Source organism: Bradyrhizobium sp. 159 (assembly GCF_023073795.1).
Lineage (GTDB): Bacteria > Pseudomonadota > Alphaproteobacteria > Rhizobiales > Xanthobacteraceae > Bradyrhizobium.
Map to the genome: position 1 here is coordinate 175,773 of NZ_JADPKE010000085.1, position 22,343 is coordinate 198,115.

16 protein-coding genes and 2 tRNA genes are annotated in these 22,343 nt (G+C 64.6%); 4 read left to right on the forward strand and 14 right to left on the reverse strand.

Annotated features, from left to right (window positions below; all coding sequences use genetic code 11):
- Positions 1-4: 4 nt before the first annotated feature.
- A complete protein-coding gene (gene lipA, locus IVA96_RS23990) occupies positions 5-961 on the reverse strand; it encodes a lipoyl synthase (protein ID WP_247419547.1) in 957 nt (318 codons plus the stop codon).
- Positions 962-1,091: 130 nt separating this feature from the next.
- Between lipA and IVA96_RS23995 the strand changes: the two genes are divergently transcribed.
- Positions 1,092-1,694, forward strand: coding sequence for a DNA-3-methyladenine glycosylase (locus IVA96_RS23995; protein ID WP_247281077.1), 603 nt, complete (start codon positions 1,092-1,094; stop codon positions 1,692-1,694).
- 89 nt (positions 1,695-1,783) lie between these two features.
- On the opposite strand, the gene IVA96_RS24000 is transcribed toward IVA96_RS23995, so the two are convergent.
- The 7 genes from IVA96_RS24000 to IVA96_RS24030 form a co-directional block, all read right to left on the reverse strand.
- The gene (locus IVA96_RS24000) at positions 1,784-4,660 is read right to left on the reverse strand and encodes a valine--tRNA ligase (RefSeq protein WP_247419550.1); all 2,877 of its coding nucleotides are present in this window, start codon (positions 4,658-4,660) and stop codon (positions 1,784-1,786) included.
- Between the two features lie 126 nt (positions 4,661-4,786).
- On the reverse strand, positions 4,787-5,545 hold the full coding sequence (locus tag IVA96_RS24005) for a DUF2497 domain-containing protein (protein WP_247281075.1): 759 nt from the start codon (positions 5,543-5,545) through the stop codon (positions 4,787-4,789).
- Positions 5,546-5,848: 303 nt separating this feature from the next.
- Positions 5,849-7,234: a TolC family outer membrane protein gene (locus IVA96_RS24010; RefSeq protein WP_247281128.1), complete on the reverse strand. Its 1,386-nt coding sequence runs from the start codon at positions 7,232-7,234 to the stop codon at positions 5,849-5,851.
- Between the two features lie 202 nt (positions 7,235-7,436).
- Positions 7,437-8,099: a protein-L-isoaspartate O-methyltransferase gene (locus IVA96_RS24015; protein WP_247419552.1), complete on the reverse strand. Its 663-nt coding sequence runs from the start codon at positions 8,097-8,099 to the stop codon at positions 7,437-7,439.
- A gap of 149 nt (positions 8,100-8,248) precedes the next feature.
- Positions 8,249-8,428, reverse strand: a complete 180-nt coding sequence (locus IVA96_RS24020) for a hypothetical protein (protein WP_247419555.1) — start codon at positions 8,426-8,428, stop codon at positions 8,249-8,251.
- Positions 8,429-8,639: 211 nt separating this feature from the next.
- A tRNA-Asn gene (locus IVA96_RS24025) sits at positions 8,640-8,714 on the reverse strand.
- Between the two features lie 361 nt (positions 8,715-9,075).
- Complete coding sequence (locus IVA96_RS24030; RefSeq protein WP_247281072.1) at positions 9,076-9,336, reverse strand: hypothetical protein; 261 nt, start codon at positions 9,334-9,336, stop codon at positions 9,076-9,078.
- A gap of 257 nt (positions 9,337-9,593) precedes the next feature.
- On the opposite strand from IVA96_RS24030, the gene IVA96_RS24035 reads away from it, so the two are divergent.
- Complete coding sequence (locus IVA96_RS24035) at positions 9,594-9,788, forward strand: hypothetical protein (RefSeq protein ID WP_247281071.1); 195 nt, start codon at positions 9,594-9,596, stop codon at positions 9,786-9,788.
- 226 nt (positions 9,789-10,014) lie between these two features.
- The gene (locus tag IVA96_RS24040) at positions 10,015-10,167 is read left to right on the forward strand and encodes a hypothetical protein (protein ID WP_247281070.1); all 153 of its coding nucleotides are present in this window, start codon (positions 10,015-10,017) and stop codon (positions 10,165-10,167) included.
- A gap of 271 nt (positions 10,168-10,438) precedes the next feature.
- Here the strand turns inward: IVA96_RS24040 and IVA96_RS24045 are convergent.
- From IVA96_RS24045 to IVA96_RS24070, 6 genes are all read right to left on the reverse strand, one after another.
- Positions 10,439-10,512, reverse strand: a tRNA-Cys gene (locus tag IVA96_RS24045).
- Positions 10,513-10,635: 123 nt separating this feature from the next.
- The gene (locus IVA96_RS24050; protein ID WP_247281069.1) at positions 10,636-11,373 is read right to left on the reverse strand and encodes a tRNA-uridine aminocarboxypropyltransferase; all 738 of its coding nucleotides are present in this window, start codon (positions 11,371-11,373) and stop codon (positions 10,636-10,638) included.
- Positions 11,374-11,409: 36 nt separating this feature from the next.
- Positions 11,410-14,514 carry an efflux RND transporter permease subunit gene (locus tag IVA96_RS24055; RefSeq protein ID WP_247281068.1) on the reverse strand — a complete coding sequence of 1,035 codons (3,105 nt, stop codon included), beginning with the start codon at positions 14,512-14,514 and terminating at the stop codon, positions 11,410-11,412.
- Positions 14,514-17,663: an efflux RND transporter permease subunit gene (locus IVA96_RS24060; protein WP_247419558.1), complete on the reverse strand. Its 3,150-nt coding sequence runs from the start codon at positions 17,661-17,663 to the stop codon at positions 14,514-14,516. Before IVA96_RS24060 ends, IVA96_RS24055 begins: the two co-directional genes overlap by 1 nt.
- Positions 17,664-17,700: 37 nt before the next feature.
- Positions 17,701-19,092 (reverse strand): efflux RND transporter periplasmic adaptor subunit, encoded by a 1,392-nt coding sequence (locus IVA96_RS24065; RefSeq protein ID WP_247419559.1) that lies wholly within the window; start codon positions 19,090-19,092, stop codon positions 17,701-17,703.
- On the reverse strand, positions 19,082-20,533 hold the full coding sequence (locus IVA96_RS24070; protein ID WP_247419716.1) for an efflux transporter outer membrane subunit: 1,452 nt from the start codon (positions 20,531-20,533) through the stop codon (positions 19,082-19,084). Before IVA96_RS24070 ends, IVA96_RS24065 begins: the two co-directional genes overlap by 11 nt.
- A gap of 772 nt (positions 20,534-21,305) precedes the next feature.
- On the opposite strand from IVA96_RS24070, the gene IVA96_RS24075 reads away from it, so the two are divergent.
- Entirely contained in the window at positions 21,306-22,340 is a 1,035-nt protein-coding gene (locus IVA96_RS24075; RefSeq protein WP_247419561.1) for a cysteine synthase A, read from the forward strand.
- Positions 22,341-22,343 lie beyond the last annotated feature (3 nt).

Below are 22,343 nucleotides of genomic sequence, written 5' to 3' on the forward strand. Positions count from 1 at the left end.
CGGTTCAGCGGGCGTTATCTGCCCGCGCGGCCTTCAATCTCGCAAAATCCTCGCCGGCATGATGGGACGAGCGGGTCAGCGGGCTCGCCGACACCATCAGGAAGCCCTTGGTGTAGGCGACCTTCTCGTAGGAGGCGAACTCGTCGGGCGGCACGAAGCGCATCACGGCGTGATGCTTACGGGTGGGTTGGAGATACTGGCCGATGGTCAGGAAATCGACCTCGGCAGAGCGCAGATCGTCCATTACCTGGAGCACCTCGTGGCGCTCCTCGCCAAGGCCGACCATGATGCCGGACTTGGTGAAGATGGTGGGATCGAGCTCCCTAACCCGCTGCAGCAACCGGATCGAGTGGAAATAGCGCGCGCCGGGCCGCACCGTGAGATAGCGCGACGGCACGGTCTCGAGATTGTGGTTGAACACGTCGGGCTTCGCCGCAACGACGACCTCGAGTGCCCCCTCCTTGCGCAGGAAGTCCGGCGTCAGGATCTCGATCGTGGTCGAAGGACACGCGGCGCGGATCGCACGAATGGTCTGGGCAAAATGCTCGGCGCCGCCGTCGGCGAGGTCGTCGCGGTCGACCGAAGTGATGACGACGTGCGCCAGCCCCAGCTTGGCCACGGCCTCGGCGACGTGCTGCGGTTCGGACGCATCGAGCGCGTTGGGCAGGCCGGTCTTGACGTTGCAGAAGGCGCAGGCACGGGTGCAGGTGTCACCCATGATCATGAAGGTCGCGTGCTTCTTGTCCCAACACTCGCCGATATTCGGGCAGCCCGCTTCCTCGCACACCGTGTGCAGGCCGTTGGCCCGCACGATGTTGCGGGTGTCGGCATAGCCGCGGGTATTGGGCGCGCGCACGCGAATCCAGTCCGGCTTCGGCGGCGAAGTGGAATCGGGCCGGTTCACCTTTTCAGGGTGGCGCGGGCGCTGCGGGTTCGTGATGGTATCGACAATAACGACCATGGGGTGTCCGGTCTGTTCAGGTCCTACCTAGTCGGTCCGGCTGAGCATCGCAACCCGGCTCGCCCCGCTTCAGCGAACATGGCAGATATGGGCAATATCCTGCTCTGTTCTCAGGCGATTCTCACCTCGAATGGCTCCAAGATCGAATGCCTCTCCGTTGCGGCTTGGCAAGCCGCTGAAGCGGACCTTTTTCGACCGCAGCGTCCACGAGGTCGCGCCCGACCTGATCGGCGCCACCATGCTGGTCGACGGCGTCGGTGGAATCATCGTCGAGGTCGAGGCCTATCATCATACCGACCCGGCCGCGCATTCCTATCGCGGGCCGACGCCTCGGAACCAGGTGATGTTTGGGCCGCCCGGCTACGCCTATGTCTACCGTTCCTACGGCATCCATTGGTGCGTGAACTTCGTCTGCGAGGAGGAAGGTTCGGCCAGCGCCGTGCTGATCCGCGCGCTGGAGCCGACCCATGGCTTAGCCGCGATGCGACGCCGCCGCCATCTCCAGGATTTGCACGCGCTGTGCTCGGGCCCGGGCAAGCTGACCGAAGCGCTCGGCATCACGATCGCGCACAACGCGCTGCCGCTGGACCGGCCGCCGATCGCCCTGCACGCGCGGACGGAGGATGTCGAGGTCGCTGCCGGGATTCGGATCGGCATCACCAAGGCGGTCGAGCTGCCCTGGCGCTATGGCATCAAGGGCTCGAAATTTTTGAGCAAGCCGTTTCCGAAGTAACGATCATTCCGGGATGGTCCGAAGGACCAGACCCGGAATCTCGAGATTCCGGGTTCGGCCCTTCGAGCCGCCCCGGAATGAGGACCAGATTAAGACGCCTGCTTGAGCCGCTCCAGCGCCTCCAGCAGCTTGGCCTTGCGGGCCAGCGCCGCCTCGCGCTTTTCGCGCTCCTCCTCGACGACCTCCTCGGCCGCGTTGGCGACGAACTTCTCGTTGGCCAGCTTGGACTCGGCGCGCTTGATGTCGGCGTCGGCCTTGCCGATCTCCTTGTCGAGACGCGTGCGCTCGGCGCCGACGTCGATTACGCCCTTCAGCGGCAGCGCGGCCACCTCGCCGCGCACAAGCAGTTGAACGGCGCCGTCAGGTGCGCGGTCGGCGAAAGAGATGTCGGAGAGCCGCGCCATGCGCTTGATGACGTCGGTCCAGCGCGGCGCGCGCTCTTTCGTCTCTGCCGAAACGCCCACGAGCACCAGCGCCGTCAGCGTCGCCGGCGGGATATTCATCTCGGCACGCACCGAACGGATCTGGGTGACAAGATCAATCACCCAGCCGATCTCGGCCTCGGCCGCGGGATCGCTGAAGTCGGCATGGTCGAAGATCGGCAGCACCCAGGCCGGCGAGACGAGCGGATCGGTCGGTCCCGTCGTCGCGGCGAGCATCGCAAGCTGCTCCGGCGTCGGCTCAACCGGCTTGAGCGGCCACGGCGCCAATGCGAGCAGGCCATCGCGCTTCGCCGTCACCTCCCACAGCTCTTCGGTGATGAAGGGCATGAAGGGGTGCAGCAGCTTGAGGATCTCGTCGCGCGCCCAGGCCACCATGGCGCGGGTTTCGTCCTTGGCGGGACTGTCGGGACCGAGCAGCACGGGCTTGGCGAGCTCGACATACCAGTCGCAATAGACGTTCCAGACGAAGCGGTAGATGCTGCCGGCGGCATCGTTGAAGCGATAGGCTCCGATGGCCTCGGTCACTTCGCGCGTGGTGTGCGCGCTCTCGTGCGCGATCCAGCGGTTCAGCGTCTGCTTCGCCTTCGCCGGCTCGAAGCCGTCGGGAACGGCACAGTGATTCATCTCCGCGAAGCGACAAGCATTCCAGAGCTTGGTCGCGAAATTGCGGTAGCCCTCGACGCGGCTGGTGGCGAGCTTGATGTCGCGGCCCTGCGCCGCCATCGCGGCCAGCGTGAAGCGGAGCGCGTCCGCGCCATATTCGTCGATCAGATGGAGAGGATCGATGACGTTGCCCTTCGACTTCGACATCTTGGCGCCCTTCTCGTCGCGGACGAGGGCGTGGATGTAGACGGTCGAGAACGGCACCTCCTTCATGAAGTGCAGGCCCATCATCATCATGCGGGCGACCCAGAAGAAGATGATGTCGAAGCCGGTCACCAGCGCATTGGTCGGATAATAGCGCTGCACCTCGGGCGTGTCGTCGGGCCAGCCGAGCGTCGAGAACGGCCACAGCGCCGACGAAAACCAAGTGTCGAGCACGTCCTCGTCGCGCGTGATGAAGCCTTCGCGCTTGTTGCGATCGAGCGCCATCTCACGCCCCTGCTCGGCCGTGATGACCTCCTGCTCGACGTAATAGCCGAGCGCGTGGCTGACGGCCTCCTCCTCGGTCTCGGCGACGAACACCTTCCCATCCGGACCGTACCAGGCCGGGATCTGGTGGCCCCACCAGAGCTGGCGCGAGATGCACCAGGGCTGGATGTTCTCCATCCACTCGAAATAGGTCTTTTCCCAGTTTTTCGGCACGAACGTCGTTTCGCCCGAACGCACCGCCGCGATCGCGGGCTTCGCCAGCGTCTTGGCATCGACATACCATTGATCGGTCAGATACGGCTCGATCACGCTGTTCGAACGATCGCCATGCGGCACCATGTGGGTGTGCGGCTCGATCCGCTCGACGAAGCCGAACGATTCCAATCGCTCGACGATGCGCTTGCGTGCGACAAAGCGGTCGACCTTGTGGAATTCCTCGGCGAACTGCCCGGCGCCTTCCGGCAAGTCACGCAGATAATCCTCGTTGTCGAGGAGATCGAGAGAACCCTCCCTGTCGAGGACGCTGATCCGGCGCAGGCCGCGGCGATTACCGACCTCGAAATCGTTGAAGTCGTGCGCCGGCGTCACCTTCACCGCGCCCGAGCCCTTGTCCGGATCCGAATAGTCGTCGGCGACGATCTGGATCTTGCGACCGACCAACGGCAGGATGACGTTCTTGCCGATAAGCTTCTGATAACGCTCGTCATCGGGATGCACGGCCACGCCGGTGTCGCCGAGCATGGTCTCGGGGCGCGTGGTGGCGACGACGATGAAGCTCGAGGGATCCTCGGGGCTGAAGGTCTTGCCCTCGATCGGGTAGCGCAGATACCAGAGGCTGCCCTTGACCTCGACCTGCTGCACTTCGAGGTCGGAGATTGCGGTCAAGAGCTTGGTGTCCCAGTTCACCAGCCGCTTGTCCTTGTAGATCAGCCCCTCGCGGTGCAGCTCGACAAACACCTTGACGACGGCCTTCGACAGGCCCTCGTCCATGGTGAAGCGCTCGCGCGACCAGTCGCAAGACGCGCCGAGTCGCTTGAGCTGATTGATGATGGTGTCGCCGCTCTCGGCCTTCCACTGCCAGACCCGCTCCAGAAACTTCTCGCGGCCCATCTCGCGGCGGCCGGGCTCTTGACGCTCCATCAGCTGGCGCTCGACCACCATCTGGGTCGCGATTCCGGCATGGTCGGTGCCGGGCTGCCACAGCACGTCGCGGCCGCGCATGCGCTCGAACCGGCACAGGATGTCCTGAAGCGTATTGTTGAGGGCGTGGCCCATGTGCAGCGAGCCCGTCACGTTCGGCGGCGGGATCACGATGGTGAACGGCACCGCGTCGCGGCGGTCGGGGCGGCCGGCCTTGAAGGCAAGGCTGTCCTCCCACACCACGGACATGCGGGTTTCGATATCGGCGGGCTGGTAATTTTTCTCGATCATGGGGCTGTTAGAAAGCCGCGCGCGCGGTTCAAGTCAACGGGAAGCTCGACGACAGGCGTTTTCGGCCCGGGCCGCAGGCCGAATATGACGCCGGAGCAGGGCTTTATCTTGGCCGCACGGCCCTCCTCAGCGGCCGCCGCGCGAGACTCGCTCGATTTCGGCCTTCACGATGCGTTCAACCAGGCCCGGCAGATTGTCATCGAGCCAGGACTTCAGCATCGGACGCAACATCTCCTTGACCAGATCCTCCAGCGTCCGCGCATTGCTGCTCAGAACCGTGTGGGCCAGCGAGTTGAAGGCAGATTCGACCGCGGAGACCGTCGATTGCGCCAGGATCGGCTGTTGCGGCGGCACCGGCGGCGCATCGTAGTCCACCGGCGTGTAGGACGGCGGCGACGGGGGGCGCGGCTGCGGCGATTCCGTGAATTCGAGATCGTCGCGCGGCTCGACCTTGTGGAAGGTGGGTGGCGGCGGAGGCGGTGTCGGGTCCATCGCCATCTCGTCGGTCAACTCGAGCACGTCGGGCTCCGGCTCCGGCTCGGGAGCGCGGACCTCCGGCGCAGGCGTGGCTGCGTCGAGCCCGGCCAGCAGCGCGTCGATGTCGTCTTGGCTATTGGATGCGTCCGCCGCAGCTGCGGACGGCGGCGGCGCCGGCTTTGCAGCCTGCGGCGGTGCGGGCTTCTCGGCGGCGGGTTTGGGCGGAGCGACCTTGGATGGCGGAATGTCGTTCATCGCCTGCGGCTTTGGCGCGGCGGGCGCCGCAGCCTTCTCGGGTTTTGCGGCTTCTGTCGGCGGAGGCTTGGCCTCATCGTCGGCGATGATGCGCCGGATCGAGGCCAGAATCTCCTCCATCGAGGGTTCTGTAACCTTTGCAGGCTGCGTCATCTCCGACTCCACATCATCAACGCCCTCGCATGCGTTGTTTTACACCAAGCACGGCAGGATTGGCCGGTTCCGGACCGGCGGCCCGACGATTTTCGTCGCAGCAGCCCGACTTGTCCCCAGATCACGGCTCAACGTGCGGCGGTGCGCCCCTGCCCCCGGCACTCAAGCTTTACGCACACGGCATCGATACGGGCGAATCGACCCGCATCTTCTTGGCAAGGCTATGTCAGGGATTTTGATGATTGCAAGCAAAGCGCCAGTCGGCCTCGGCACTTCGCGAGACCGACCGGATCACTACGGACATCAGCGTCCGTCAGGCGTGCGTACACCGGCCCAGCTGTCGCGGACCTGCTGGTAATGCACGGAGGGATCGTAGACCGTGGTCGCGAGGCCGAGCACCTGCGGCGACAGGCGGCCAACAGCCGCGAGAACGTTATAGGATGCAACCACGCGGTCATGCTGCGCGGTGACCAGCGCGACGCGCGCGTTGACCAAGGCCTGCTGCGCGTTGAGGACGTCGAGCGTGGTGCGCTGACCCGCCTTGGCTTCTTCGCGCACGCCATTCAGCGCGATCTCGGATGCCGCAACTTGCGCCTGCGCAGACTGCACCTGCGCCTTACCGGCCTGCAACGACCCCCACCACTGAACCACGGTCGCACGAATCTGGTCGCGCGTGGTTTCGAGATTGAGACGCTGCTGCGCCAGGTTTTCCTTGGATTGACGGATCAGCGCATATTGATTGCCGCCATCATAGAGCTGCCACGAGGCCTGTGCGACCGCGGCTGCGCTAAACGACCTGTATTGAATCAGCGACTGTTCATTGGCCTGCGTTGCGCTGGCCTGCAACGTGACCGTGGGCAGCAGCGCGCCTTCGGCGACCTTGACCTGCAGATAGTTGACGTCGATGCCGAACATTGCGGCCGTGACGTTGGGATGCTCGACCAAGCTGAGCTCGACGGCCGACGCGAGCGTCGCAGGCAGGAACCGGTCGACCGGAGAGCCCGGCGCGAGGTTTGTCGGCTCGTTGCCGATGATGCGACGGAAATTCGCGCGCGTCGTGGTGAGATTGGCTTCGGCGGTAAGCGCCTGCGTCCTGCCGGCAGCGAGTTGCGCTTCCGATTGGGCGACGTCGGTACGCGTCACTTCGCCGACATTGAAGCGGTCACGGGTCTGCTTCAGCGTCTGCTCGAGCACGCGCACGTTGCTGCGTTGGACTTCCAGCGTGGCGGCATCGCGCAGATAGTCCATGTAGGTCGTTGCAGCCTGAAGCAGCACGCTTTGATCGAGGCTGCGCAGCGCTTCGCGAGCACCGGACACCTGGCTCTCTGCCGCGCGCGTCCTGTTGGCCGTCTGGTTGCCGTTGTAGAGCGTCTGCGAAACCGTCAGGCCCGCGCTGCGGGGAACGGTGGTGCCATTGATTGGGGCGCTGCCCGGCGCGGTCAGCGTGTCCTGATATTGATAACCGGCGCTCGCCGTCAGCGCGACTCTGGGGCGATATCCCGACAATGCCTGAGGCACGTTCTCGTCGGTCGAGCGCACCTGGGCACGCTGTGCGTTGAGCTGCGGATTGTTCTGATAGGCGCGCACCAGCGCGGACTCGATCGTGTCCGCCAAGGCAGGCGTCGGCCCGGCTAGCGACAGCAGCAGGACCGAAACCGCAGCTCCGGTGAAGAGCTTCACCCCATGCATCCCTGAAATTCCGTTCATTCTAACGCCCGGCTCGTGCCCGCGAGCTGGGTACCGTCTACCGAGTGGAGTCGTTGCCCCGCCGCAACATAGGACGGGGATTGTCGCGGCGGAACCACCTCAGGGTAGTTCTCGGTGGAAACTCTTCACGTGCAGCATCCCGGCCACACTTCTGATTCAGAACGGGATTTTTCGGCTCCGGGCCTCAGAAAACGAAGGCGGCGGCCCGTTCCAACCCGGGAAGGACCGGGGCGGCGGCGTCGAACAACGCCCGATGGCCGAATTCACCATGAGTCTTTGTCACGATCATGGCCCGCGGCGGCCTGGATTCGGCCGACACTCCCACGAGGCGCCCGCCTTCCTTCAGCTGCCCGAGCAGCCCCTCCAGGGTTATCTCGGCAGCGCCATTGAGGACGATCACGTCATAAGGAGCGGTGGACGGATCACCCTCGCTGCAGGAGGCGACTTTGCAGGTAACGTTGGCGAGCCCAAGGGCAGCGAAGGCGTCCTTGGCCTTCGCCGCCAGGCCCGGATCACATTCCGTCGCCGTGACCTGGCGCGCGAGCTTGGCGGCAAGCGCGGCCAGATAGCCCGTCGCGCAGCCGACGATCAGCACATTGTCTCCTTGGCCGATTTCGGCGGCCTGGAGCAGCTTGCCGGTCAGTTGCGGCTTGATCAGGAACCGCTTGGCGCCGCCCTCGCTCACATCGAGGTCGAGGTCGAGATAAGCCAACGCCTGCCTGCTGGCCGGCACGAAGGCCTCGCGCGGAACCGTAAGCATGGCATCGAGAATACGACGGTCGGTAACGTCATTGGTGCGCACCTGGCCATCGACCATTTTTTGGCGCGCAGTCGAGAAACCGGACATTTGCGGACCCTGGAATGCGGACGATGCCGCGGAGATGAATTGGCGGCATCTTTGAAACATGCCCGCCGAAAACGCAACATGGCCGTTGGCCGCGAGGAGCCCCATGGGCTTGCGCAGCTCACCGCATCAGGATCAGGGTGCGGGACGCATCATTCGATCGCCACCGCGAGGCGGCCAATCAGAGCGGCGACCTCGTCCAGCCGTGCCGAATCGGGTGCCTCGACCGCACGCGCAAGACAAGCGATGCATTCGTCGTCGCTGAGTTCGGGAATGTCGGCCGGCAGGATCGAGGGTCCCCTTTGAGAACGGTCGATCTGGATGTCTGGCATGGGAATCAGCTCCGTAAGGATCCGGCACGGGGCAAGCTCGATTTGAATTGAGTCGATTTGGCGCCGTCCTCATGGCGCCAAGGCGCTATTGCACACGTCTGGTTGAGTTTGATTGCGCGCCAGGATCGTGGAAGCAGTTCAGATATTGCCGCAACGAAATCGCGCGGCACATGACGGCGCTATCGCAACTCATTGAACCGGCGATAAAATTTGGCTCCCCGGGCTGGATTCGAACCAGCGACCATCCGATTAACAGTCGGATGCTCTACCGCTGAGCTACCGAGGAAAAGGCGAACCAGTCGTTCGCGCGCGGCTGCGTATAACAAAGCCAGTTGCGCTTGCAAAGGACGAATTCGTCGTCCTTCGCAATGCGTTCGCAATAATGGCAGGCGGCGAACTTAGGTTTCTCGTCCCCTCTGACTGGGATGAGGTGGCCGGACAATGCGCTAAGTCAGAATTTCTGTAGAGGCGAAGCTCCGATGGAGCAAAACGTAGTCCGAGACGTTCCGTCATTGGGATCGACGCGTGCGGACCGACGTTGGCTTTTCGATCACTCAACAGCCTGTCCGCAGCATATTCACAAGCGCGGATTCAACAGATTTGCGTGGCGCGCACGCCACTTGCTGCGCACAAATCCACAGAGACGACTACCCGCCGGCCTGGTCGAACACGCCGCGGCACGCTTCGCTCAGGCTGGCCCGGTGACGTCGCAGGCACGCGGTGATGGCACGGACGTTGGGGATTTCGCCGGCGCAGAGACGGTAGACGTCGGGCGTGCAGGCCCGGCGCTGCTCCGGCGTTCCCTGCGCATGGGCGGCGGAGGCAAACATCGTCAGGAAAAGCCCGACCGTCGAGGCGCGGCGCGCCCGGCTCTTCACAATTGCAAACCGCAAGAACCTCACCTTCATGACCGCTCTCCCGTTCTGCTCTGCCCGCCCGGCGGCGTTGGCCGGGGTCGCGACAACGTTTGCGAGAAATAAAGCCGGGGCGATGTGACTTCTTTCACACTGCGGGCAAGGCTCAGGAACCTAAGTTCCAAGGGGATTTTCAGGACTCGCTAACCAATCGGGACCCGAGCGCCGGATCGTTAAAATGCGAACGACCGGGTCAATCGGGAAACAAGCCGGCTTTGCGATATTGGGCCGTCTGCTTTCCGGAGGGTGCGATGAGCGAAGCCGAATTCAACTTGCTGCTGGATGCCGTCGGGGGCGCCATGATTCACGAAGATTGCACGCCCGCGCCGAAGGAGGAATTCGTGCCCCGTTCGTGGTCGTGCGTCGCAACGCCCAGGGCCGCCAATGATAATGAGGGCGCCTGGCCTCTCCTCCCCTTTCCGGACGGCTGGTACGCAGCCTGCTGACTACCTTCATCGTAAACGGAAGCGTCCCGCCCTTGCGGGATTTTTGAACGATGCTGTTAAGCATCGCGCGCCCCACGAATGAGTCGAGCTCCCTCCAGCTCGGATTTCGGGATAGATCGGACGATGCCACCCACGATCTTTCCAGCGCTCGATTGATAGGCGTGGTTTTGCGGGACAGGCACGCTCCTTGCCTATTGGACCTGCCCAAGCATGGAGGCGTGCACTGATGGGACAGCGAGCTCGTATTTCAAAGCGTCCGAAGTCCAATTTGACACATGCTGCCCGCGACAAGCTGCTCGCGTTGTTAGACGCAATCGAGGAACTTGAAGATCTCAGAGAGAAAGTCCGGCTCGCCGAAGCCGCCCGCGTGCTGCACTAGGATTAGGTGGAGAATCCATTCTCTTCGGGGGCGCTTCGGCGCGTCCTAGACTAGCCCGGGGGTCACCGCGACTGACCGACACGCCTCTCGTCGCAGAGCCGTTTCGAACAGCAATCTCGGCCCAGAGACATCAGCGGGCCGCCGTACTGTCGCGAACTCGGTGGGACCGGTCTTGCTGTGCGCCGCTACCTAGAATTTGCAATCCGCTGGCCGGCCGGATCAGCGGAACTGAGACCGAATGAAGTCTACAAGCAGTTTCCGTAGCTTGTAATGGAGGCCACGACCAGAATTGAACTGGTGTACACGGTTTTGCAGACCGTTGCGTAACCACTCCGCCACGTGGCCCCGTAAGGCCGGAGCAATATAGGGGATGAAGGGTTTAGGCAACCCCGATGGGCCAGCTGTCCCTTTACCCATCGGTCGGTTGGTAGATGCAGGCGAGAACGCGCAGCACGATGTAGGCTTGGGTCAGGCTCGTTTGCGACGCCGGAAGTCGCGGCGGCCCTTCGGGGCAGGTTTGGGCGCCAGTTCCGGCATCTCGGCCTGGACCTCGCGGTAGCGTGTCAACAGTCGTTCAAAACTGGCGTGCAGGGTGTCGGCGATATCGGGACGCCGCTCGACGGCCGCGAGGATCGTCGCCGCGGCCTCGATGGTCGAAAGACCGTCGCGGCGTGGCTCCTTGCGCAGGCGGCCGTAGCGCGAGGGGTGCGCCGGGTTCAGGATCACGCGCTGGCATTTCAGCATCCAGGGATTGCGCCACCACAGCGCCTTGGCCTGGCTCCAGGTGCCGTCGAGCAGCACGACGCCTTCGAGCTTGCCGAGGATCGCGCGCTGGTTGTCCGCGATCTCACCCTTGCGGTTGAGCGCGACGATCTCGCCCTCGGCCTCGAGATCGGCGGCGCGAGCCGAGCCGAGATAGAGCACGGCCCACCGCGCGGCATTCTCGACCGGCCGGCCCAGCGCCTTGGACAGGCTCGGCCAGGACAGGCCAACGCGCAGCGTGGCATCTACGAAATGCTTAGCGAGCAGCCGCGCGGTGCCGAGCGCCCTGTCCTGTTCCTGCGGATGCTGGAGGATCAGGAGCGACAGCCGATTTTCAATGGGCGTGACGGTGTCGCAGATGCACAGCGGCATCGGCTTCTGGCAGTGCGGGCATTCGGGGATCGGCTCGGTCGGCGCGGCAGCGGTGTCGGGCTGGTTGGACATGGCGCCGCTATACGCTCCAAGCGACGCTTCAACAACCTATTCCGCCGGCGCGGGCAGCGGGCGCGGCGCGGTTCGCCGTCTCAGACGGTCGATCAGGAGGTAGATCACTGGCGTCGTGTAGAGCGTCAGGATCTGCGAGACGAACAGACCGCCGATGATGGTGATGCCGAGCGGTCGGCGCAGCTCCGTGCCGGGGCCGGTCGCGACCACCAGCGGAATGCCGGCGAACAGCGCCGCCATTGTCGTCATCAGGATCGGGCGGAAGCGCGCCTGGCAGGCCTCGAAGATCGCCTCCGCCGACGACAATCCGCGCTGGCGCTCGGCATCGAGAGCGAAGTCGACCATCATGATGCCGTTCTTCTTCACGATGCCGATCAGCAGGATGATGCCGACGAAGGCGATCACGGTCAGCGGCGTATTGGTCAGTTGAAGCGCAAGCAGCGCGCCGAGGCCGGCTGACGGTAGCGTGGAGATGATCGTGAGCGGGTGGGCAAGGCTCTCATAGAGCACGCCGAGCACGATATACATCGCGACTAGCGCACCGAGGATCAGGAGCGGCTGACGCCCGCTGGTCTTGGCGAAATCGCCGGCATTGCCGTCAAAGCTGCCACGGATGCCCTCGGGCATGTGCAATTCCTCGACCGCACGCTGGATATTTTGCGTCGCGGCCTGGAGCGGCACGTCCGGCAAGAGGTTGAACGAGACTGTCGTCGAGGGGAACGACTGCGAGTGATAAACCGCGAGCGCGGCAAGTCCGCGCGTTGCGTGCACCACGGCCGACAATGGGACCTGAGCGTCGCCGGCGCCGGCGACATAGATGCGATCGAGATTGGAGGGATCGACCTGGAATTTCGGGTCGATCTCCAGCACGGTCATGTACTGGTTGCGCTGGGTGTAGATGATTCCGATCTGCCGCTGCGCGAAAGCGTTGTTCAACGCATTGTCGATGTCCTGGACCCTGACGCCCAGCGCCGAGGCCTTCTGGCGATCGATGCTGAGCGTAAGCTGGAGCCCACCGGGATCGCGGTCGCTGGAGATATCGGTGATGCCCTCGATGCTTTCCATCCGCTTGGCCACGATCGGCGCCCATTTCTGCAGCAGGCCGAGATCGGTGCTGGTCAGCGTGTACTGGTAGTCGGAATCGCTTTGCCGCCCGCCGGCGCGCACGTCCTGGGCGGCGAACATGAACAGGCGGATGCCGGGCACGGGATACAATGCGCGCCTGAGACGGTCGATGACGACCTGCGTCGAGACGTGCTCGCGCTCCTCCGGCGGCTTCAGGCTGATGAACATGGTGCCGCGGTTCGAGGTCGCCGCCCCCGGGCCGCCGCCGCTACCGACGGTCGAGCCGATGCCGGCGACGGCCGGATCCTGCATCACGATGTCGGCGAGCCGCTGCTGGAGGCCGAGCATGGACTGGAACGAGATGTCGGCCGAAGCGCGGGTCGCGCCGATGATGAAACCGGAATCATCGGTCGGGAAATAGCCCTTGGGCACCTTGATGTAGAGCGTCACCGTGAGGCCGATGGTGGCGAAGAATACGAGCAGCGTCAGCAGCGGAAATTCCAGTACGGTGCGCAGAGTGCGGGTGTAGAAGGCGACGATGCGCGACAGCGAGCCCTCGATCAGGCGGTCGAACAACGTCGCGGTGCCGGACGTGGTCTGCCGGATGTAATGGGCGCAGATCATTGGCGTGACCGTGAGCGACACCAGCGTCGAGACCAGGATCGCGAAGGTCAGCGTCAGCGAGAATTCGCGCAGGAGACGGCCGACGATGCCGTCCATGAAGATCAACGGCGTGAACGCTGCGATCAGTGACAGGCTGATCGAGACCACGGTAAATCCGATCTGCTTCGCACCCTCCTGCGCCGCCCGAAACGGCCGCATGCCGTGCTCCAGATTGCGGAACATGTTCTCGATCATGACGATAGCGTCGTCGACCACGAAGCCGACGGAGATCGCCAGCGCCATCAGCGAGAGATTGTCGATCGAGAAGCCCGCGACCCACATGCCGGCGCAGGTGCCGGCCAGCGCCAGCGGCACCGAGATGCCCGCTGCGATCGTCGGCGTCAGCCGCCGCAGGAACACGAACACCACGACCATGACGAGGAGCGCGGTTGCCAGCAAGGTCCATTGCATATCCAGGACGCTGGCGCGGATCGTACCGGTGCGATCGACCAGGGTCGAGATCTCGACGCCGGCCGGGATCCACTGCTTCAGCGCGGGGATCAGCGCCTTCACCCGATCGACCGTGCCGATGACGTTGGCGTCGCCCTGCTTGGTGATCTGGATCAGCACCGCCGGCTGCTTGTTGAACCAGGCGATCGAGCGGGCGTTGCGGACGGAATCCTCGATATCGGCGACGTCGGACAGCCGCACGAAATTGCCGTTGGAGCTTTTGATGACGATGTCGCGGAACTCTTTCGCCGTGCGCATCTGCCGATTGAGGGCCAGCGTCTCGCTCTGGCGCTCGCCGTTGAAGATGCCGACGGGACCGAGCGGGTTGGCGTTGATGATCGCGGTCCTGACGTCGTCGGTGGCGATACCTGCATTCGACAGCGCGACGGGATTGAGCTGCACCCGCACGGCCGGCTGGTCGGCGCCGGAGACCGTGACGTCGCCGACACCAGGCACCTGTGAGATACGCTGCGCGATGACCGTATCTGCGACGTCGTAGATCGCGCTGGCCGACAGCGTCTTCGAGGTCAAAGCGAGCACGAAGACGGGCGCGCCGGCCGTGTTGGCTTTGCGGAAGCGAGGCAGCGTCGGCAGGTCGCTGGGCAGATCGACGAGCGAGGCGTTGATGGCTGCCTGCACGTCGCGGGCGGCCTTGTCGATGTTGCGGCCGATGTCGAACTGGAGCTGGATGTTGGTCGTGCCGAGCGAACTTGTGGACGTGATCTGGTTGATGCCGGCGATCTCGCCGAGCCGCCGTTCCAGCGGCGAGGCCACGGTCGCGGCCATCACGGACGGATCGGCGCCGGGGCGACTGGCAGAGACGAAGATGGCGGGAAAGTCGACATTCGGGACCGAGGCAACGGGAAGGAACTGGTAGGCGACGACACCCAGCAGGAACAACCCGATCGACAGCAGCGTGGTCGCGACCGGGCGGCGGATGAAGGGCTCCGAGATCGATGCCATCACTGCATCCCCTCGGTCGCGCCGGCAATCGGCGGGCCGCCGGATTCGGCCGGCGGCAGCGCCTGCTCGAGGCGGCGGTTGATGCGGTCGAGCGCGAGGTAGATCACGGGGGTGGTATAGAGCGTCAGTAACTGGCTCAGCAGCAGGCCGCCGATGATGGAGATGCCGAGCGGAAAGCGCAGCTCGGCGCCGGTGCCGCTCTCGATCGCCAGCGGCAGCGCGCCGAACAGCGCCGCCAGCGTCGTCATCATGATCGGACGGAAGCGCAAGAGGCAGGCCTGCACGATCGCCTCGTTCGGCGACATGCCCTGCCTGCGCTCGGCCTCCAGCGCGAAGTCGATCATCATGATCGCGTTCTTCTTGACGATGCCCATCAAGAGGATGATGCCGATCAGGCCGATCACCGAGAGATCCTGGCCGCACAGCACCAGGGCCAGGATAGCGCCGACGCCGGCCGAGGGCAGCGTCGAGAGTATGGTGATCGGGTGGATGTAGCTCTCATAGAGCACGCCGAGCACGATGTAGATGGTGATGACGGCGGCAAGCAGCAGCCAGGGCTGGCCGGCCAGCGCCTTGGCGAATTCGGCGGCATCGCCGGCATAGACGCCGACGATGCTGTTGGGCATGCCGATCCGGGTCTCGATCGTCTTGACCGCCTCGACGGCATCGCCCAGCGCCGCGTCCGGCGCAAGATTGAAGCTGAGCGACACGGAGGGGAATTGCGCCTGGTGCGAGATCGCGAGCGGCGCCGTGGTGCGCTTCAGCGTCGCCACGGCCGACAGCGGCACCTGGGCGCTTGGCGCGCCGACGGTGGTGCTCGCGGCGCCCGGCAGATAGAGCTTTGACAGAATCGAAGGGTCGCGCTGGTACATCGGCAGCGCCTCCAGCACGACTCGGTACTGGTTGGCCTGGCCGTAGATAGTCGAGATCTGCCGCTGCGCGAAGGCGTCGTTCAGCGTGTCGGTGATGGCCTGGAGGCTGACGCCGAGTTGCCCCGCCCGCGTGCGATCCACGTCGAGCTGCGCCCGCAGCCCGCCTTCCTGCGCCTCCGAGGAGACGTCACGGAACAGCGGATTCCGCCGCATCTCCGCCACCAGCTTGCCCGCCCATTCCGAGACCAGCGTCGCATCGGTGCCGGTCAGCGTGTACTGGTATTGCGAGCGGCTCGACTGGGTCGAGATCTGCACGTCCTGCACCGGCTGGAAATAGACCGTCATGCCGGGGATGCCTGATACCCTCTCCTTCAGGCGGATCACGACCGCGGCGACATCGTCGCGCCGTTCGCCGCGCGGTTTCAAGGTCATCACGAGGCGCCCGACATTGGTGGTCGGGTTGACCGAGCCCGCCCCGATCACGGAGACCACGCCAACCACGTCGGGATCGGCCTTGATGGCGGCGGCGGCCTCGGCTTGCCGCTTCTGCATCTCCGCGAACGACACGTCGGGCCCGGCCTCCGTCACCGCCGTGATCGAGGCGGTGTCCTGGAGCGGCAGGAAGCCCTTTGGCGCGACGACATAGAGGACGAGGGTCGCAACCAGCGTGGCGAAGGTTACGACCAAGGTGGCGCGCTGGCGTTCCAGCACCCACAGCAGCGTCCGGTGATAGGCCTCGACGGTGCGGTCGATGAAACGGCTGACAGCGGCGAGGCCCGGCACCGCCAGCTCCTCGTGGGCGGCTTTAAGCAGACGCGAGCACATCATCGGCGTCAGCGTCAGCGAGACCACCGCCGAGGTGACGACGGCGATGGTCAGCGTCAACGCGAATTCGCGGAACATGCGCCCGACGAGACCGGACATGAACAACAGCGGAATGAAGACCGCGATCAGCGATACCGTCAGCGAGATCACCGTGAAGCCGATTTCGCTGGCGCCCTTCAGCGAGGCCTCCATCGCACTCTCGCCATTCTCCATGTGGCGGACGATGTTCTCGATCATGACGATGGCGTCGTCGACGACGAAGCCGGTGCCGATCGTCAGCGCCATCAGCGAGAGATTGTCGAGGCTGAAGCCGGCAAAATACATGATCCCGAAGCTCGTGATCAGCGATAGCGGGAGCGCCACGCCTGCGATCAACGTAGCCCGTAGCGAACGCAGGAACAGCAGCACCACCAGGGTCACCAGCACGACGCTCAGGATCAAGGTGAACTGCACGTCATGGACCGAAGCACGAATGGTGACGGTGCGGTCGGAGACGATGGTGAGGTTCACGCCGGCAGGAATCGCGCGCTGCACCTTGGGGATCTCGGCGCGGATCTGGCTGACGACGTCGATGACGTTGGCGCCGGGCTGGCGCTGGATGTCGATGATGACCGCCGGCGTGCCCTGGTACCAGCCGCCAGTGCGGTCGTTCTCGAGGCCGTCGACGATCTGCGCGACGTCGGCGATGGTCACGGGCGAGCCGTTGCGATAGGCAATGATGACGGGCTTGTAGGCGTCCGCCGCGGCGATCTGGTCGTTGGCGGCAATGATGTAGGATTGTTGCGCGCCGTCGAGCGATCCCTTCGGCCCGGAGACGTTGGCATTGGCGATCGCCGTGCGCAGGTCCTCCATGGCGATGCCATAGGCGGCCAGCCGCGCCAGATCGGCCTGGATGCGCACGGCCGGCTTCAGCCCGCCGAGCACCGAAACCCGTCCGACGCCGGAAATCTGGCTCAAGCGTTGCGCCAGAATGGTGTCCGCGATGTCGCTCATCACGCGCAGCGAGATCGTGTCCGAGCGCAGCGCCAGCGTCATCACCGGCGCGTCCGCCGGATTCACCTTGGCGTAGGTCGGCGGATAAGGCAGCGTTTTGGGCAGCACACCGGCCGCCGCGTTAATCGCGGCCTGCACGTCCTGGGTCGCACCGTCGATATCGCGGTTGAGGTCGAACTGAAGCGAGATCTGGCTGACGCCGAACGAGCTCGTCGAGTTTATCGCCGACAGCGACGGGATCTGGCCGAGCTGCCGCTCGAGCGGCGCGGTGATGAGCGAGGCGATCACGTCGGGGCTCGCACCCGGCAGCTGCGTCGTCACCTGCACGGTCGGGAAATCGACCTGCGGCAACGCCGAGACCGGCAGCGCGAAGTAGCCGAGCGCACCGCCGATCAAGAGCGCGATGCCGAGCAGCGAGGTCGCAATCGGCCGTCGGATGAAGGGTTCGGAGACACCCATGGGTTACGCCTGCCGCTTCAGGCGGCTGTTGTCGGGATCATGGCTGCTTGGCTCCACTTCCCGATGCGCCCGGCCCCGGTGCCGGTCCGGTCTGCCCCTTCTGATCGCCTTCGCTGCTCTTCCGCTTGGTGCGGAACTCGCCCTCGTTGCCTTGTCCCTCCTTCTGGCCTTCTTTGGCACCATCCTTCTTCTGAGCGTCCGGCCCGCGCGAGCGCTTGCGCGGGGCTAGATCGGCCGAGGGGGTCTGGTCGTCGCGGCCGACGATCACTTTGGAGCCGTCGGACAAATTGGCAAAACCCGTGGTGACGATCTTGTCATTCGGCGAGAGGCCGCTGGCGATCACGGCATCATGCTCGTTCTGCTGCGTCACCGTCACGGGCTTGGCTGAGACGACGTTGTCCTCGCCGATGACATAGCTGAAGGTCCCGATCGGACCGCGCTGCACCGCAGAGGTCGGCACCACCAGCGCCTGCGTCAAGGTCTCGACCTTGAGGCGGACATTGACGAACTGGCCCGGCCAGAGCTGGTAATTGGCGTTGGGAAATTCCGCCTTGAGCTTGAGCGTGCCAGTGGTCTGGTCGACCTGGTTGTCGATGCCGGTGAGCTTGCCGGTATCGATCACCGTGATGCCGTCATTGCCGAACACGTCGACCGCGAGCGTCCCCTTCGCCGCCGCGGCGTTGACGCGCATGATCTGCTGTTGCGGCAAGCTGAACCACACCGCGATCGGCTGCAGCTGAGTGATCACCACGAGCCCTGTGGTGTCCGAGGCATGGATGATGTTGCCCTGGTCGACCTGGCGTAGGCCGGCCCGACCCGAGATCGGCGCCACGATCTTAGTGTAGCTCAGCGTCGCCGCTGCATTGTCGATCGCGGCCTGATCCGCCTTCACCAGCGCCTCAGTCTGGGCTACCAGCGCGCGCTGGGTGTCCGCCTGCTGCTTCGAGCCGGCATTGGAGGCGGCAAGCTGCTCGTAGCGCGCAAGGTCGATGCGCTGGTTGGCAAGCTGGGCTTGGTCCTGCGCCTTCTTCGCGACGGCTTGGTCGTATTGGGCCTGGTAGATCGCCGGATCGATCTCGCCGAGCACGTCGCCTTTCTTGACGTCCTGGCCTTCGGTGAAATTGACCGCGATCAGCTTGCCATCCACCTGCGAGCGCACGGTCACGGTATTGAGCGCGCGGATCGCCCCGACGCCATCGAGATAAACCGGCACGTCCTGGATGCGCGGGCTTGCCGCCAGCACCGGCACCGGCAGATCGGGTCGCTGGTTGCGGTTGTTCGCTTGCTGCTGATGCGTGACGGTCCAGCCGAGATAACCGAGGCCGCCGAGGATCGCGAGCGTGATCAGGGTCATGATCAGGCCGCGGCCGCGCGACTTTTTCGCCGTGCCCTCCGTCGCGTCCTTCTTAGTCTCCGGCTTAAAGAGCATTGACCGGTTTCTCCATCCTCGGCTCCCAACCGCCGCCGAGCGCCTGGTACAGGCTGACGATGGCGAGGAGCCGTGCGAGTTGGGCCTGCGACAGCGCGTCTTCCGCCTGAAACAGGGTCAGTTGGGTGTTGAGCACGGTCACGATGTCGGCGGTGCCGGCGCGCAATTGCTGCTCGGAGAGATCGAAGGCGCGGCGCGAGGCGGCAACGACGTCGCGCTGCAATTGCAGCTTGATCGTGGTCTGCTTGATCGAGAACAGCGCGTTGTCGACGTCGGCAAAAGCCTGGACGATGGTCTTGCGGTAGGTCTGGAGCAGCTCGTCCTGCCGCGCCTTGGCCAGTTCGAAATTGCCGAGGATCCTGCCCCCGTCGAAGATCGGCTGCGTGGCACTGCCGACGAGCTGGAAGAAGGCGGCATGCGGCTGGAATAGCGAGACCAGCGCCGAGCTCTGATAGCCGCCATTGCCGGTCAGCTGGATCGTCGGAAAGAATTGCGCGCGGGCATTGCCGATGTTTGCGGTAGCGGAGGCGAGCTGTGCCTCCTGCCGGCGGATGTCCGGCCGCTGCGTCAGGAGCTCCGACGGCAGGCCGGGCGTGACGCGGGGGATCGCGATCCGGTCGAGCGAGCCGCCGAGCACGCGCACGCTCTCCGGCGGACGCGATACCAAGACAGCCAGCGCATTGATGTTCTGGTCGAGCGTCTGGCGCAGCGGCGGCACCAGCGCCTTCTGGTTCGCGAGCACGCTCTCCTGCTGGGCGACGTCGAGATCGGTGCCGGTGCCGGCCCTGCGCCGCTCCCTCACCGCATCGAGGATGCGCTGCGCGCTCGCGATGTTGCGCTGTGAGGTCCTGATGCGGTCCTGTGAGGCCAGGACCTGGAAATAGGCATTGGCGACGGCCGCCAGCGTCGTCAGTGCGACCGTGTCGCGATCGAAGCGGTTGGCGTTCGCCGTCTCCTCGGCCGTTTGCAGCGCATCGCGGTTCTGGCCCCAGAAGTCGAGCTGGTAGCTCGCGCTCAGCGAGGCCGAATAGTTGACGACTTCGCGCCCGCCGATGGACAGGCCGGAGGCGCTGGAGCCCGAGGTGCGTGAATAGGTTTCTGATCCGGCCGTGGACAGGCTCGGCAGCAGCGCCGCGCCCGCCTGCCGCGCCTGGGCGTCGGCCTGGACGATGCGCGCGACCGCAGCGGCGATGTCGAGGTTGACGGTCTGCGCCTCCTCCATGAGCTGCGTCAGCTCCGTGGAGCGGAAACCACGCCACCAATCCAGCGATGGCGGCGTATCCCCTTTGCCGGCGTATTTGTATTGCGTGGGAACATCGAGCGCCGGATCGGGAAGATCCTGCGTCAGCACGCAAGCGCCCGAACTCGCCGCGAGACACAGTGCCACAAGCCAGCGCGCTGCGCGCCGCGTCCGGGGCGCAGACCCTGGAGATCGCCGCATGGCGATCGCAGGAACATCCTGTGTCACATCCACCCCCCGCCGGGCAGATCGAGCCGCCACCGCGAAGCCGGGTTAACCGATTCGCGGCGGCAGAGTCGGGGGGCGTTGGACAACTCGTTCACAGCGTGATGCTTTCTGCGGAACCTCAGACTCATACTAGCCGGGTGCGCAACGGCGGGACAGTGCCGCAGGTGCGAGATGGGCGGCTCGGACAAGCGTCTATCGAACCTGCCAAATGCGAAATGTCCCTGTCTGGCAGCGATTTCTTGAATTCCGGACCCCTCCTGGAGCGCGTTCAAGCTTACTAAGATTTCATGTGATATTGCCGTCACACCGGCGCGACCCGATCCGGGCGCACCGCTCGCAATGGGCGTCATGCGGCTTCAGCTCAGTCTCGGCGCCTGGCCGGCTGGTCTCACGATGTCGTCATTGGCCGAAAACGAGCCCGTCTCCGTCGTGTAGATATCTCCTCAAACTTCCACGCCCCATCGACGCTTTCGGCATCGAGACATCCTGCTGAAGGCGAAGATCGACGCGGCAGCCACTCTTGCGACCGTTATCTTCTGCACTCTCATAGATGCCAGGGATATCCTTCCCTGATATCGCGCCCTCGTGGCCGAGCACATCATCGCCCGCTCTACCCTCTCAAAATCCAGTGCTGCGGCGGACGCTTCGGCTGGTTTCGCCGCAGCGCAAAAGCCTTTCCCTTTTGGCTCCCAAGCACTAGGTTCTGGCCAACCTGATCAACCCTTTGCCAGTGATTTCCTCCGACATGACCATCAACAACGACGTTGTCGAAGCCATCGGCAACACCCCGCTCATCAGGCTCACGCGCGCCTCGGAGTTGACCGGCTGCACCATCCTGGGCAAGGCCGAGTTCATGAATCCCGGCCAGTCGGTGAAGGATCGGGCCGGCAAATGGATGATCCTGGAGGCCGAGAAGCGTGGCGAGCTGAAGCCCGGTGGCCTCGTGGTCGAGGCGACCGCCGGCAATACCGGCATCGGTCTCGCGGTCGTTGCGAGCGCGCGCGGCTACCGCACGCTGATCGTGATCCCGGAGACGCAGAGCCAGGAGAAGAAGGATTTCTTGAAGCTGTGCGGCGCCGAGCTGATCGAGGTGCCGGCCCTGCCCTATGCCAATCCCAATAACTATCAGCATGTCGGCCGCAGGCTTGCCAACGAGCTGCGCAAGACCGAACCCAATGGCGTGCTGTTCGCAGACCAATGGAACAATCTCGACAACGCCAAGGCGCATTACGAATCCACCGGACCTGAGATCTGGGAGCAGACCGGCGGCAAGGTCGACGGCTTTGTCTGCTCGGTCGGCAGCGGCGGCACGCTCGCCGGCGTCAGCCGCTACCTCAAAGAGAGGAACAAGAGCATCCGCATCGCCTGTGCCGATCCGCACGGCGCCGGCATGTACGAATATTTTAGGACCGGCGATCCCAAGGCGACGCCGGGTGGCTCGATCACCGAGGGCATCGGACTGAACCGCGCGACCGCGATCGTGGAGACAGCCAAGGTCGATGACGCCTATCTCATTCCCGACGCCGAAGCCGTGAGTGCGATCTACGAGCTGCTCCAGCACGAAGGCCTGTGCCTCGGCGGCTCGACCGGCATCAATATCGTCGGAGCGATGCGCCTTGCGAAGCAGCTCGGGCCCGGCAAGACGATCGTCACGGTGCTCTGCGATTCCGGCAGCCGCTACCTGTCGAAGCTGTTCAACGCCGACTTCATGCGCGCCAAGAACCTTCCGGTGCCCGAGTGGCTGGAGAAGCGCAGCAACATCAAACCGCCGTTCGTCTGATAG

Coding starts and splice junctions, on each gene's coding strand:
- lipA (WP_247419547.1), bottom strand. CDS start 961: ATGGTCGTTATTGTCGATACCATCACGAACCCGCAGCGCCCGCGCCAC.
- IVA96_RS23995 (WP_247281077.1), top strand. CDS start 1,092: ATGGCTCCAAGATCGAATGCCTCTCCGTTGCGGCTTGGCAAGCCGCTG.
- IVA96_RS24000 (WP_247419550.1), bottom strand. CDS start 4,660: ATGATCGAGAAAAATTACCAGCCCGCCGATATCGAAACCCGCATGTCC.
- IVA96_RS24005 (WP_247281075.1), bottom strand. CDS start 5,545: ATGACGCAGCCTGCAAAGGTTACAGAACCCTCGATGGAGGAGATTCTG.
- IVA96_RS24010 (WP_247281128.1), bottom strand. CDS start 7,234: ATGCATGGGGTGAAGCTCTTCACCGGAGCTGCGGTTTCGGTCCTGCTG.
- IVA96_RS24015 (WP_247419552.1), bottom strand. CDS start 8,099: ATGTCCGGTTTCTCGACTGCGCGCCAAAAAATGGTCGATGGCCAGGTG.
- IVA96_RS24020 (WP_247419555.1), bottom strand. CDS start 8,428: ATGCCAGACATCCAGATCGACCGTTCTCAAAGGGGACCCTCGATCCTG.
- IVA96_RS24030 (WP_247281072.1), bottom strand. CDS start 9,336: ATGAAGGTGAGGTTCTTGCGGTTTGCAATTGTGAAGAGCCGGGCGCGC.
- IVA96_RS24035 (WP_247281071.1), top strand. CDS start 9,594: ATGAGCGAAGCCGAATTCAACTTGCTGCTGGATGCCGTCGGGGGCGCC.
- IVA96_RS24040 (WP_247281070.1), top strand. CDS start 10,015: ATGGGACAGCGAGCTCGTATTTCAAAGCGTCCGAAGTCCAATTTGACA.
- IVA96_RS24050 (WP_247281069.1), bottom strand. CDS start 11,373: ATGTCCAACCAGCCCGACACCGCTGCCGCGCCGACCGAGCCGATCCCC.
- IVA96_RS24055 (WP_247281068.1), bottom strand. CDS start 14,514: ATGGCATCGATCTCGGAGCCCTTCATCCGCCGCCCGGTCGCGACCACG.
- IVA96_RS24060 (WP_247419558.1), bottom strand. CDS start 17,663: ATGGGTGTCTCCGAACCCTTCATCCGACGGCCGATTGCGACCTCGCTG.
- IVA96_RS24065 (WP_247419559.1), bottom strand. CDS start 19,092: ATGCTCTTTAAGCCGGAGACTAAGAAGGACGCGACGGAGGGCACGGCG.
- IVA96_RS24070 (WP_247419716.1), bottom strand. CDS start 20,533: ATGCGGCGATCTCCAGGGTCTGCGCCCCGGACGCGGCGCGCAGCGCGC.
- IVA96_RS24075 (WP_247419561.1), top strand. CDS start 21,306: ATGACCATCAACAACGACGTTGTCGAAGCCATCGGCAACACCCCGCTC.